Origin of the sequence: Lonepinella sp. MS14435 (assembly GCF_042485795.1) — a bacterium.
Taxonomy (GTDB): Bacteria; Pseudomonadota; Gammaproteobacteria; order Enterobacterales; family Pasteurellaceae; genus Lonepinella.
In genome coordinates this window covers 730,491-744,559 of the sequence record NZ_CP169368.1, presented here as the reverse complement: position 1 = coordinate 744,559, position 14,069 = coordinate 730,491, and the positions used below count along the sequence as shown (strand labels likewise).

Genomic DNA, 14,069 nt, shown 5'->3' with positions numbered 1-14,069 from the left:
TAGAAGGAATATTAAAAATGGCAGCAAAAGAAGTAAAATTTGGCAATGATGCTCGTGTAAAAATGTTAACGGGTGTGAACGTATTAGCAGATGCAGTAAAAGTTACTTTAGGTCCAAAAGGTCGTAACGTTATTTTAGACAAAGCCTTTGGTGCACCTGCGATTACCAAAGACGGTGTGTCTGTTGCACGTGAAATTGAATTAGCCGATAAATTCGAAAATATGGGTGCACAAATGGTCAAAGAGGTTGCCTCTAAAGCCAATGATGCCGCAGGTGACGGTACAACGACTGCAACTGTTTTAGCTCAAGCTATCGTTAATGAGGGCTTAAAAGCAGTCGCCGCAGGTATGAACCCAATGGATTTAAAACGTGGTATCGACAAAGCCGTAGCCGCTGTTGTGGCTGAATTGAAAGCATTATCTAAACCATGTGAAACCTCTAAAGAAATTGAGCAAGTTGGAACGATTTCCGCCAATAGTGATAGCGTGGTAGGTCAATTAATTGCTCAAGCTATGGAAAAAGTTGGCAAAGAGGGCGTGATTACCGTGGAAGACGGCACAGGTTTGGAAGATGAATTAGCCGTGGTTGAGGGGATGCAATTTGACCGTGGTTATTTATCACCTTATTTTATTAACAAACCTGAAACCGCAACAGTTGAATTAGACAATCCATATATTTTATTAGTGGATAAAAAAATCTCTAATATTCGTGAATTATTGCCTGTATTAGAAGGTGTGGCAAAAGCAGGTAAACCATTGTTAATCATTGCGGAAGATGTGGAGGGTGAAGCCTTAGCCACTTTAGTCGTCAATACTATGCGTGGTATCGTAAAAGTCGCTGCGGTAAAAGCACCAGGCTTTGGTGATCGACGTAAAGCGATGTTGCAAGATATTGCGATTCTCACTGCGGGTACTGTAATTTCTGAAGAAATCGGTATGGAATTAGAAAAAGCCACCTTGGAAGATTTAGGTCAAGCCAAACGTGTGGTGATTAATAAAGATAACACCACGATTATTGACGGTGTTGGTGATGAAGCTCAAATCAAAGGTCGTGTTGGTCAAATTCGTCAACAAATTGAAGAAAGCACATCTGACTACGACAAAGAAAAATTACAAGAACGTGTAGCGAAACTCGCTGGCGGTGTGGCAGTCATCAAAGTGGGAGCAGCCACCGAAGTTGAAATGAAAGAGAAGAAAGACCGTGTGGAAGATGCGTTACACGCTACTCGTGCAGCCGTGGAAGAAGGTATTGTTGCTGGTGGTGGCGTAGCATTAGTGCGTGCGGCGACCAAAGTAGCTGCTACGTTACAAGGTGATAACGAAGAACAAAATGTCGGAATTAAACTTGCTTTACGTGCATTAGAAGCACCACTTCGCCAAATCGTGGAAAACGCTGGTGAAGAGGGTTCTGTGGTAGCAAATACAGTGAAAGCTGGTGCTGGCAACTTCGGTTACAACGCAAGTACCGAGCAATATGGTGATATGATCGAAATGGGTATTTTAGATCCAACTAAAGTCGCTCGTTCTGCATTACAATTCGCCGCTTCTGTAGCTGGTTTAATGATCACCACAGAATGTATGGTTACTGAATTACCAAAAGACGACAAAGCCGATCTCGGTGCTGGTATGGGCGGCATGGGTGGAATGGGCGGCATGATGTAATCATTCGCTAATTCTCGAATAATTGATGCAAAAGTGCGGTGAATTTCATCGCACTTTTTTGTTACAAGTTTATTTATATCCGCTCACCTATCCATTATAATATGCAGCAAATAATTATACGTATGGTGAAATATGGAATTAGCTATCTATCTCCAGTTTTTTATGGGACTTATCGCTCTAGTCAACCCAATCGGCGTAACCCCTATTTTCTATTCAATGACGGGAGAACAAACTCAAGAACAACAAAATCGTACCGCAGCAGTCACGTGTTTTTCTATTGTAGTAATTTTGTTGGTCAGTTTCTTTTTTGGTAACTTTATTTTAGACACTTTCAAAATCTCTATTGATTCTTTCCGTATTGCGGGCGGTGGCTTGGTAGCAATGATTGCATTAACCATGATTAACGGTAAAATCGGTGAACATAAAATCAATAAAGAAGAAAAAAACGAGAACTTTGAGGACTATAATAATATTGCCGTTGTTCCTCTCGCGATGCCAATTATGGCAGGACCAGGGTCGATTAGTGCAACGATTGTATTTGGTTCAACCCAGCATAACCTAACTGGTTATCTGTATTCTTCACTCACCATTATTTTATTTGGTATAGGTTGTTACATTCTATTCCGTTATTCTAAACCCGTCATTAAAAAATTAGGCAAAACAGGATCAAACGTTATTACACGTATTATGGGGCTATTGTTAATGTCCCTTGGGGTAGAAATTATTACCACTGGATTACGCAATATGGGCGTATTTTAATTCAAATGAAGAATGACAAAGGGATAAGCAAATGCTTATCCCTTTTATCTACATAATCAATAAAAATGTTTTCTTAACCATAAAAAGATGATGATATACTACGCCCCCCAAGATTTAATTTAATAAAAGGAATTATATGGAAGTTTCTAAAATGAGAACGGTAAAAAGTATTTTCTTTTTATCTGGATTTGCGGCATTAATTTATCAGATTGCTTGGCAAAGAATGTTGTTTACCGCATTCGGTGTCGATTTGGAATCTATTACAATTATTATCGCCGTATTTATGGCTGGGCTTGGCATTGGTGCTTACTACGGTGGGCGTATTGCAGATAGATTTCCCAAACATATTATTTTATTCTTTGCTTTAACTGAATTAGGTATCGGTTCATTCGGTATATTAAGCCCGACACTGATAGAAATGACCAAAACGTTATTTTTACATTCTGATCTTGTAGTGATTGCATTTTCTAACTTCATCTTACTACTGTTTCCTACCTTTCTGATGGGTAGTACTTTGCCATTGCTTACGCAATATTTAAATCAATATCTTGATAATGTCGGCGATAATATCGGTTGGCTGTATTTTACCAATACATTAGGTGCAGCTTCCGCTTGTTTAGCCACGGGGTTTGTGTTGTTTAATCATTTTACCTTGACACAAGTTATTTATATGGCTGCTGCGATTAACTATTTTGTCGCCATCGTCATTTTTCTCAGATACAACCTAAGAGGTTTGAAACATGCTTAATCAATCTAATCAAATAGCTAAAAAAGCAATCTTATTATCTTTTTTAAGTGGATTTCTCAGTCTAGGGCTTGAAGTCATCTGGATTCGATTATTTGGCTTTTTTACTGGCGGTCTTCCGCAAGCATTCTCTATTACTTTGGCACTGTTTCTATTAGGTATTGCAATAGGATCTCTCATTGGTAAGCAGGTTTGTCAGGAAGGAAGGAAGGAAGGAAGGAAGGAAGGAAGGAAGGAAGGAAGGAAGGAAAAGGAACGATCGAATATATCGGGAAGATCTTTTTACTCTCGGCTGTTCTTGATTGCCTAGCTATTTCTCTATTCGTTTTCTTATCCAATAAATTTGCTTTTGGGCTTTTTATCTCGTGCATCTTCTTCTGTGCTTTATTGCGTGGCATCGTTTTCCCGATTGTTCATCATTTAGGTTCTGAAAATAAAAAAACGGGGGCATCAATCTCCAATGTTTATTTCGCCAATGTATTGGGCTGTACGATTTCACCAATTTTTATTGGGTTTTATCTATTAGATATTTTCACTACGCAGCAAACTTATCTGATTATTATCGCCATTACCTTGATTACAGCATTTTTCTGTCTGCAAAAAGCCGTTGTCAAAGTAGCAGATTTCGCTTTGCTGGTTATTGTTGTTGCAACAGCATTTGTTGTACCAGAGAAAATGATTACTGCGTTGGCTCAAAAAGAAAATGCCACATTGGAACGGATTATTGAGAATAAACACGGTTTTATTCAAGTTTATACCAATGAAAATAACGATAAATTAGTCTTGGGCGGTAATGCCTACGATGGTATGCTCAACGTGGATTTAAATCATAGTCATAACGGCATTGAACGGGCTTATTTAATTCCTGTTATCGCACCAAAAGCTAAAAATATTTTGGTTATCGGGTTGAGTACTGGGTCATGGGTTCGAGTATTGACCACGATGCCTGAAATTGAATCGATCACTGTGGTGGAATTAAACCCTGGTTATCCAAAATTGGTAACTATGTATTCAGAAATGCAGCATCTATTAGCAGATAAACGAGTACATCTTATCACCGATGACGGACGACGTTGGCTGAATAAAAACCCGAATAGCAAATTTGATTTCATTTTAATGAATACCACCTTTCACTGGCGTAGTTATTCGTCTAATCTGTTAAGCCAACAATTTCAGACATTAGCAAAAGAACATTTAGCAGAAGACGGATTTATTTATTTTAATACCACGTCTTCTTATGATGCGTTTTATACTTCTAAATCGGTTTTCCCTTATGTTTACCAATACTTAAATATGTCCTTGGCATCACTAAAACCGATACCTGAAATGACTCAACAAAGTATTACCTCGACTTTCGCTAAATTAAAATGGGACGGTGGAGAACCCGTATTTAATGCTCAGAATCTAACGCAAGGGGTAGAACGTATTTATAAAAATCCGTTGATTCCTTACGATAAGATTGATTTTTCATCTCTAGGGCGTAACCCAGAAATAATTCGTGACGAAAATATGATTACGGAATATAAATATGGTCTGTTTTCAGATGAAAGTAGAAAAAGATTTTAAAATCCTGTAAATTTTGACCGCACTTTAGGCGGAAAGGTTTTTCCTCTACTATGCCAATTAAAAGGGCTGACTACGATGCAATATCGTTGTCAGCCCTTGATTTTGTCAAATTATCTCAACGAATTAGCGTTGACGTTTTTTAAAATCGCCTTTTTCCTTGAATTCTTTACGACCACTTTCCTTAAAAGTGCGGTCATTTTTTGCTGAGAATTTACGCTCACCACGAGATCCTCGGTCGTTGCTACGATCATTACTACGGCGTTTGCTATTGCCTGTACGGCGATCATCACGTCCAGCACGTTCCCCGCCTTGAGCTTCACTCACAAAAGTCATACGAATTTGTTTGTTTAACACACGGGTTTTGTTGAACACTTGAAGTAACTCTTTCGGCATACCTTTTGGTAATTCCACAGTTGAATAATCATCATATAATTTAATGTGACCGATATTACGGCTATCAATATCTCCCTCGTTAGCAATGGCACCCACGATATGACGCACATCAACACCGTCTGCACGACCCACTTCAATACGATAGAGATCCATTGGCACTGGATTACCATAACCACGGCGTTCACCACGATCATTTCTATCACGGCGGTCATGGCGATCACCACGGCGATCATCACGATCACGGCTTGAACGTTTTTCCATTGGTGCATCTGGTGGCAGAATCAATTTTTGTTTGCCTTGTAATAACATTAACATGGCTGCCGCAATATCTTCTAAATCTTGATCCGCTGTGAATAGATCTTCAATTAAGCTACGATATTTTTCTAAATCATGATGTTCTAATTGTTTGGTAATATTACGCACGAATTTTTCACGGCGACAAGCCTGTAATTGTTCGTGATTTGGTACCGCCACTTCGTCAATCGGTTTCTTCATTAAGCGTTCAATATTACCCAATAAACGGCGTTCTTTTGGTTCAACAAACAGCAATGCACTGCCTGAACGACCTGCACGCCCCGTACGACCGATACGATGAACATAGCTTTCCGCATCTAATGGAATATCATAGTTGACCACTAAACTAATACGTTCCACATCTAAACCACGGGCAGCAACATCGGTGGCGACTAAAATATCAAGACTACCGTTGCGTAAGCGATCTAAGGTTTGTTCACGAGCTTGCTGGGTCATATCGCCGTTTAAGGCGGCTGCACTAAAACCATGTTTTTCTAATAATTCAGTGATGTCCATGGTACCTGTTTTGGTACGGGTAAAAATAATCGCTGCATCAAAATCTTCTACTTCTAAGAAACGTAATAAGGCATCATTTTTACGGAATCCACGTACATACCAACAGCTTTGTGCAATATCTGGATTAGTACGTTGGGTGGATTGAATTTTCACTTCTTGCGGATCGGTCATAAAACGTTTGGTAATACGACGAATCGGTTCTGGCATGGTAGCAGAAAAGAGAGCGGTTTGATGTTTTGCTGGTAATTCTGCCATCACGGTTTCAACATCTTCAATAAAGCCCATACGCAACATTTCGTCTGCTTCATCTAACACGATAAATTTCAGTTCAGATAAATCTAACGTACCACGTTTAATATGGTCCAAAATACGCCCCGGTGTTCCTACCACGACTTGCGCTCCTTGACGCAAAGCACGTAATTGAATGTCGTAACGTTGTCCGCCATAAAGGGTTGCACTACGCATGCCTTTGGCATTTTTAGCAAATTGCTCACAAGCATCTGCCACTTGAATGGCTAATTCACGGGTTGGTGCCATCACTAACATTTGTGGGTGTTTTTGTTCCACGTCAATTTGTGCCAATAATGGCAAAGAAAACGCCGCAGTTTTTCCACTCCCTGTTTGTGCCATACCCAACACATCACGTCCATTTAACAGATGTGGAATACAAGCCTGTTGAATAGGTGACGGCGTTGTAAAGCCCATTTCAGTTACAGCAGAAAGGATAAATTCTGGCAAGCCTAAGTCGCCAAATGTAATATTTGTTTCAGTCATTAAAATACTCGAATTGTTCTGTTTGTTAGGGGTCTTTGACCCTAGGAAAGCTCAATTTTGGCTTTCGTTTGTATAATTTAATTGCACTAAGAAAAACTTTACTAAAAAGCACCGCACTTTGAGCGGTTATTTTTTCCGTGCAACCACGTCCGTTTGTTCACTGGATTCCATATTTTTCAATTTCGCCAGTTCAAACAATGCAAAACGATACTCAACGAAATTATACACCTGATTTGCCATCGCCAATTTGAATAAGGTTTCTGCCTCACTCACATTGCCAATATTGAGTTTTTGTTTTGCTAGATAAAAATAGGTTTCAGTCAATACTTCCGCATATTGAGGGGACGCTGGATCAACAAATTGTTGAGCCTTGTCTAATAAGTCTTGCTCTGAAAGGTTGCCCAAATAATATTGGACGATTGAAGTACCCCAATATTCAGTGGAAAGCTGTTTAGCTCTTTGCACTAAATTCTGTTTTGCCTCATTGGGTTTAAATTTAAGCTCATTTAAATATAGCCAAAGCACACGATAAGGGTCGGTTTGGTCCGCATTATAGAAAGCCAAAAAGTCCCGTTGTGCTAGGTTGTAACGTGCAGTGTAATAAAAATCTAAACCACGATTTAAATAGGAATATTCATAATCAGGATCTAATTCAAACACTACATTAAATGCCTCTAATGCACTGTCATAATCTTCATCTAATAAAGAATATAAACCTAAATAGTTGTAAACTGCCGCCGTTTTTGGTCGCAGTGCTAGGGTTTGAGTAAAGTCATAACGAGCTAATCCCCAAAGCCCTAAACTATCATAAAGCACACCACGCTCAAAATGTAAACTTGCTCGTTCTGCTTTCGATAGTTGTCCAATAATCAGCATTTGATGAATACGAGCAATCATGACTTCTTGCTCAAAATGCACATTAGGATATTGTTCCGCCAAGGTTATCTTATTGTTAGATACAAACACGCCACCAGAGCTATTGACACAACTCGTTAGCATGACAACAAACAATAAATTCGGTAAAAACTTGCCGATCTGCATTAACCTGTTTAGCAGTATCATCACCTATAATGCCTTTATTAGACAAAATTTATAACAAATAAACCGCACTTTTACTCAAGCCTACTTAGACTCTAGCAAAGTGCGGTAAAATTTTACAAATTATTCTTGTTCAACAAATGTAGCTTGCTCTGTTGATTCAGCAGCTTGTTGTTTTTCCACAAGATCTTTCATGGTTAAGCGAATACGACCTTGGCGATCAATTTCAACCACTTTGACTTGCACTTCTTGACCTAAAGTAAGGTAATCAGTTACTTTCTCAACACGCTCTTCAGCGATTTGTGAAATATGCACTAATCCCTCTTTTCCACCAAGAATAGAAACAAAGGCACCAAAGTCTGCCAGACGAGTCACTTTACCTTTGTAAATCTCACCTGCCACCACTTCTGCGGTAATATCCTCGATACGTGCCATAACCGTTTTCACTGCATTACCATCAACTGCGGCAATTTTTACGGTACCATCATCGTCAATATCAATAGATGTACCTGTTTCTTCGGTTAATGCACGAATCACTGCACCACCTTTACCAATCACATCTTTGATTTTCTTCGGATCGATTTTCATGGTGTAAATACGTGGTGCGAAATCAGAAATTTCTTCACGTGGAGCGGCAATCGCTTGTTCCATTACACCTAAAATGTGCATTCTGGCACTTTTCGCTTGATTTAAGGCAATTTGCATAATTTCGGCGGTAATGCCTTCAATTTTGATGTCCATTTGTAGTGCAGTTACACCTTGACGAGTCCCTGCGACTTTGAAGTCCATATCGCCTAAGTGATCTTCATCGCCTAAAATATCAGAAAGCACCACAAATTTGTCGTCTTCTTTCACTAAACCCATGGCAATCCCTGCTACGGCGGCTTTAATTGGTACACCAGCGTCCATTAACGCAAGGGAAGCACCACATACAGACGCCATAGAAGAAGAACCGTTAGACTCGGTAATTTCAGACACCACACGTACTACATAAGGGAATTCAGTAATGCTTGGCATCACAGCGGCGACACCACGTTTTGCCAAACGACCATGACCGATTTCACGGCGTTTTGGTGAACCTACACGTCCCGTTTCACCCACAGAATACGGAGGAAAATTGTAGTGGAATAAGAAATTATCTTGACGTTCACCAGTTAATTCATCAAGGATTTGTGCATCACGTTCCGTACCTAATGTTGCTACGGCTAACGCTTGCGTTTCACCACGCGTGAAAATCGCTGAACCATGGGTACGTGGTAATACGCCCGTACAAATATCTAAGGCACGCACAGTGTCAACGGTACGACCGTCAATCCGTGGTTCGCCTGCGATAATACGCCCACGCACGATTTGACTTTCAAGTGCGGTGAAAATATCAATAATTTTACCTTCGCTGATCTCTTCGCCCTCAGCAGTTTCTGCGGTAATTTGAGCAATCACATCGGCTTTAATGGCATCAATTTGCTCATAACGCACTTGTTTTTCAGTAATACGATAAGCATCACCTAAACGGCTTTCTGCTAAAGATTTTACTTTATTAATCAATGCGGTATTTGGCTCAGGTGCCACCCAATCCCAACGTGGTTTACCCGCTTCTTGAGCAAATTCTTTAATTGCTTCCACCACCACTTGTTGTTGCTGATGACCGAATACCACCGCCGCTAACATTTGTTCTTCAGTTAATACGTCCGCTTCAGATTCTACCATTAACACGGCTTTATCCGTCCCAGCTACGACTAAATCCAAACGGCTTTGTTTTTGTTCTGCCATGGTTGGGTTTAGTACGAATTGATCATCAATAAAACCCACTCGAGCCGCACCAATTGGACCATTAAACGGTACACCTGACAATGACAATGCAGCTGACGCACCAATCACTGCCACTAAATCAGGGCTAATTTGTGGATTAACTGACACCACAGTCGCAATGATCTGAATTTCATTTAAGAAACCCTCAGGGAATAATGGACGAATTGGACGGTCAATTAAACGAGCAATTAAAGTTTCACCCTCAGATGGACGACCTTCACGTTTAAAGAATCCACCAGGAATTTTACCCGCAGCATAAGTACGTTCTTGATAATCAACAGTTAATGGGAAGAAATCTTGTCCCTCTTTCACTTCTTTTTTCGCTACCACTGTTACGAATACGGTGGTATCGTCCATACTTGCCATCACTGCTGCCGTTGCTTGACGTGCAATCGCACCCGTTTCAAGCGTGACGGTGTGTTGACCATATTTAAATTGTTTTACTATTGGATTCACAATGTTTTCCTTTTTCATTTTCTAACACAGGGATTTCCCCCAAACACTGCTTTCTTGTTCCAAATTTGCGACTAGCAAAAATACTCTTTGTCTATCTGCAAAATATTTTTGATAGCCGCACGCTAAAACGAAAACGGATACAAAAAAGCGTTGATTATTATACAACCTTTTCACATGAAGTAATAATTTTATTTCTCTTAAATCACGAAATAGACAAAAAAACCCCGCACTTACATACGGGGTTAGACATAATATCGCTATTCCATAGCGTTAGATCCGTTATCTCATTCATATAAAAGATGCAGAGCATCGTCACCATGCTTATCCCTGTACGCTAGTGCAGGGCATATCACTTACTCATCTAAGAAACTCCGCAAAGTTTCTGAACGGCTTGGGTGGCGTAATTTGCGTAATGCTTTGGCTTCAATTTGACGAATACGTTCACGGGTAACATCAAATTGTTTACCTACTTCTTCAAGCGTATGGTCAGTGTTCATATCAATACCAAAACGCATACGTAATACTTTAGATTCTCTTGGAGTTAAACCCTCTAATACTTCATGGGTTGCGGCACGTAAACTTTGTGCTGTGGCACTGTCTAATGGTAACTCAAGGGTACTATCTTCAATAAAATCACCTAAATGTGAATCGTCATCATCACCAATTGGGGTTTCCATAGAAATCGGTTCTTTGGCAATTTTCAACACTTTACGAATTTTATCCTCTGGCATCCCCATACGCTCTGCCAATTCTTCTGGCGTAGCTTCTCGTCCCATTTCTTGTAACATTTGACGTGAAATACGGTTTAATTTATTAATGGTTTCAATCATGTGTACAGGAATACGAATAGTGCGAGCCTGATCGGCAATAGAACGCGTAATCGCCTGACGAATCCACCATGTAGCATAAGTTGAGAATTTATAACCACGGCGATATTCAAATTTATCCACCGCTTTCATTAAACCGATGTTACCTTCTTGAATTAAATCAAGGAATTGCAAACCTCGGTTGGTGTATTTTTTGGCAATCGAGATCACTAAACGTAAGTTAGCTTCCACCATTTCTTTTTTGGCTCGGCGAGCTTTTAATTCGCCTTGAGCTACCCGATCACCAATTTCACGAATTTGTGGAATGGTAAGTCTGGTTTCTTGTTCTATCTGTTGTAATCTTGCAATAGAATCTCGAATATTATCGGCATATTCGGCTAATTTAGGGGCATAGTTTTTCTTACTACCTAAAATTTTGACTAACCAAGCATCTGTATTTTCTTTGCCCGTAAAGACCTTAACAAAATCATCTTTTGGCATTTTGGCATAATCCACTACCCAACGTTGAATTTGACGTTCTTCTTTACGTACCCGTTTCATCATATCTCGAATAGACATCACCAATAAATCAAATTGACGAGGCACTAAACGGAATTGTACAAAAATTTCTGATAATGCTTGAATTTCGCTACGCACTTTTTTATGGGTACGCCCATGTTTTTCAATTAACCCTAAGATTTTAATATGTTGTGCTTTTAAGGCGGCAAATTTTTCTCTTGCAACTTCTGGATCAATAGCCGTATCGCTGTCATCGGAAGAAGATTCCGTTTCCTCTTCGTCTTCTTCATCATCTAAATCAACATCAGCAACTTCAGTACTTTCCTCTTCATCAGCATCGTCCGCAAGTTCATCATCAATCTCAGCGATACTTTCTTCTTCAACTACATTCGGATCAACAAAGCCTGTGATCAAATCCACTAAACGAACGGAACCCTCTTCGACTTTTTCATATTGCTCTAAAAGATAAGTCAGCGATTCGGGATATTCCGCCACGGCACTTTGTACTTCGTTAATACCGTCTTCAATGCGTTTGGCAATATCAATTTCACCCTCACGAGTTAGAAGTTCTACACTGCCCATTTCTCGCATATACATTCGCACAGGATCGGTAGTACGACCTAACTCAGCTTCTACGCTAGATAATACTTGGGTCGCTTCTTCCACCACATCATCATTAATATTGTCGATATTTTCATTTAAAATAAGATCATCGGCATCTGGTGCTGCATCCAACACTTGAATACCCATGTCATTGATCATCTGAATAATATCTTCAATTTGATCGGCATCAACGAGTTCTTCTGGCAAATGATCGTTGACTTCGGCAAAGGTTAAATAGCCCTGTTCTTTCCCTTGGGCGATTAACAATTTTAATTGTGATTGTGGATTTTGCTCCATAAATGGCTCCTCCGCCTTTACTTTTATTCGTTAAGGTAAAATGAATTAAATTCTATCACTGTTATGACTATTTCACTATTATTTATTTTGCTCGTCCACTGAGTAATTTGAAAAGTTCCTGTTTTTCTTCTGAATCTAAACTTTCAGTACGATCTTTAGCAATTAATTGCTCAATTCTACGTTCAATAATTTGGGCTAACAAAAATTCGTAGGTTTCAATATAAGTCGTACTAATCTGTTCTTCCTCAATTAAATGATCCCAAGTTGATAAAATTTCAAGGGGCTTATAATCTTCTGTATCACGAAAATATTCTAATATTTGCCCTAAGGTAATGCCGACATTATCCCGACAAACCCGAGTTAATTTATCAAACAACGCTAATCCCGGTTCATTTAAACTCGCAATATCCGACACATCATATTCTAATTGAGCCAGCTCTGGATTTTGTAATAATAAAGCTATCAACAATCGCATAGGGGTACGCTTTACTTCTGGCATTTTTTGCACCGCACTTTTTTGTTGCGGTTGTGCTAAGAGAGCTTCAATTTGTTTAGGATCAATAATACCTAACTTACTGGCTAAGATATTATTCAAATAAATCCGCAACATTTCTCCAGGAATACGTTCAATTAATGGTACGGCTAATGCTGCCAGCTTACTTTTACCCTCTTTGGTTGCTAATTTGACATCTTTGAGTAAATGATCAAATAAAAAATCGCTCAAAGATTGTGCCTGTTGTAAATAGTCTTCAAATTGTTGTTTGCCATATTGACGAATGTAGGTATCAGGATCTTCGCCATCAGGTAAAAACACAAATTTCAACTGACGACCATCTTCCAAATAAGGCAACGCATTTTCTAAAGCTCGCCATGCGGCTGCTCGTCCAGCCCGATCGCCGTCATAACAACAGATCACCTGCTCGGTAGAACGAAAAATCTGGTTAATTTGTTCTGGCGTAGTGGCTGTTCCTAAAGAAGCCACAGCGTAATTCACATCAAACTGAGCCAATGCTACCACGTCCATATAGCCCTCAACGACTAATAGTTGTTCAGGACTATCATTAATTTTCAATGCTTCATATAATCCATAAAGTTCATTACCTTTATGGTAGGTTACAGTATCAGGTGAGTTAAGATATTTGGGTGTACCATCGCCGATCACCCGTCCCCCAAAAGCAATCACTCGTCCACGACGATCACGGATTGGAAACATAATTCGATTACGGAACGTGTCATAAACCTTACCACGCTCGCTACGTTTTACCATACCCAAGGAAAATAACCGCTCTTGTTCTTCCTTATTATGACCAAATTGACGCACCACTAAATCATAACTATCTGGCACAAAACCAATAGAAAAACGCTGAATAATTTCTTTAGACAAACCTCGTTGTTGTAAATAGTCTTGAGCTAACTGAGATTTCGGCAGTTGTTGCTGATAAAGTTCAGCAATTTCTTGCATTAATTGATAAAGATCTTTCTTAGTCTGATAATTAACATAAGGCTTATCCGATTTACCACGAGTTTCCTCTCTTGGTACATCTAAGCCAAGTATATTGGCTAATTCTTCTACCGCTTCCACAAATTCAAGTTTGTCATATTCCATTAAAAAACTTAACGCATTACCGTGAGCCCCACAACCAAAACAATGATAAAACTGTTTGGTTTTGCTAACCGTAAAAGAGGGTGTTTTTTCGTGATGAAATGGACAGCACGCTTGATAATTATTGGTGCCAGCCTTTTTCAATTTGACCCGAGAATTAACTATATCAACAATATCTGCTTTAGCAATAATATCATTAATAAAAGAACGTGGAATCAAACCCGCCATAG

General features: G+C 39.5%; 10 protein-coding genes. 5 read left to right on the top strand and 5 right to left on the bottom strand.

Translation table 11 applies throughout. From position 1 onward, the window contains the following. Positions 1–17 precede the first annotated feature (17 nt). The 5 genes from groL (at position 18) to O1Q80_RS03490 (ending at position 4,731) form a co-directional block, all read left to right on the top strand. Complete coding sequence (gene groL, locus O1Q80_RS03510) at positions 18–1,661, top strand: chaperonin GroEL (protein ID WP_386695711.1); 1,644 nt, start codon at positions 18–20, stop codon at positions 1,659–1,661. 132 nt (positions 1,662–1,793) lie between these two features. Continuing rightward, positions 1,794–2,420, top strand: a complete 627-nt coding sequence (locus O1Q80_RS03505; protein WP_386689369.1) for a YchE family NAAT transporter — start codon at positions 1,794–1,796, stop codon at positions 2,418–2,420. A 136-nt stretch (positions 2,421–2,556) separates the two neighbouring features. Continuing rightward, the gene (locus tag O1Q80_RS03500) at positions 2,557–3,168 is read left to right on the top strand and encodes a fused MFS/spermidine synthase (protein WP_386689367.1); all 612 of its coding nucleotides are present in this window, start codon (positions 2,557–2,559) and stop codon (positions 3,166–3,168) included. Beyond that, positions 3,161–3,475, top strand: coding sequence for a hypothetical protein (locus tag O1Q80_RS03495; protein ID WP_386695709.1), 315 nt, complete (start codon positions 3,161–3,163; stop codon positions 3,473–3,475). Before O1Q80_RS03500 ends, O1Q80_RS03495 begins: the two co-directional genes overlap by 8 nt. A 77-nt stretch (positions 3,476–3,552) precedes the next feature. After that, positions 3,553–4,731, top strand: a complete 1,179-nt coding sequence (locus tag O1Q80_RS03490) for a spermidine synthase (protein ID WP_386695707.1) — start codon at positions 3,553–3,555, stop codon at positions 4,729–4,731. A 123-nt stretch (positions 4,732–4,854) separates the two neighbouring features. Here O1Q80_RS03490 and O1Q80_RS03485 read toward each other — a convergent pair whose 3' ends face one another. From O1Q80_RS03485 to dnaG, 5 genes are all read right to left on the bottom strand, one after another. Further along, positions 4,855–6,708, bottom strand: a complete 1,854-nt coding sequence (locus tag O1Q80_RS03485; RefSeq protein WP_386695705.1) for a DEAD/DEAH box helicase — start codon at positions 6,706–6,708, stop codon at positions 4,855–4,857. A 126-nt stretch (positions 6,709–6,834) separates the two neighbouring features. Next, entirely contained in the window at positions 6,835–7,770 is a 936-nt protein-coding gene (gene nlpI, locus O1Q80_RS03480; protein ID WP_386695703.1) for a lipoprotein NlpI, read from the bottom strand. 99 nt (positions 7,771–7,869) lie between these two features. Then, entirely contained in the window at positions 7,870–10,011 is a 2,142-nt protein-coding gene (gene pnp, locus O1Q80_RS03475; RefSeq protein WP_386695701.1) for a polyribonucleotide nucleotidyltransferase, read from the bottom strand. A gap of 353 nt (positions 10,012–10,364) precedes the next feature. Then, positions 10,365–12,236 (bottom strand): RNA polymerase sigma factor RpoD, encoded by a 1,872-nt coding sequence (gene rpoD, locus O1Q80_RS03470; RefSeq protein ID WP_386689355.1) that lies wholly within the window; start codon positions 12,234–12,236, stop codon positions 10,365–10,367. Between the two features lie 82 nt (positions 12,237–12,318). After that, positions 12,319–14,067 (bottom strand): DNA primase, encoded by a 1,749-nt coding sequence (gene dnaG, locus O1Q80_RS03465; protein WP_386695699.1) that lies wholly within the window; start codon positions 14,065–14,067, stop codon positions 12,319–12,321. Positions 14,068–14,069 lie beyond the last annotated feature (2 nt).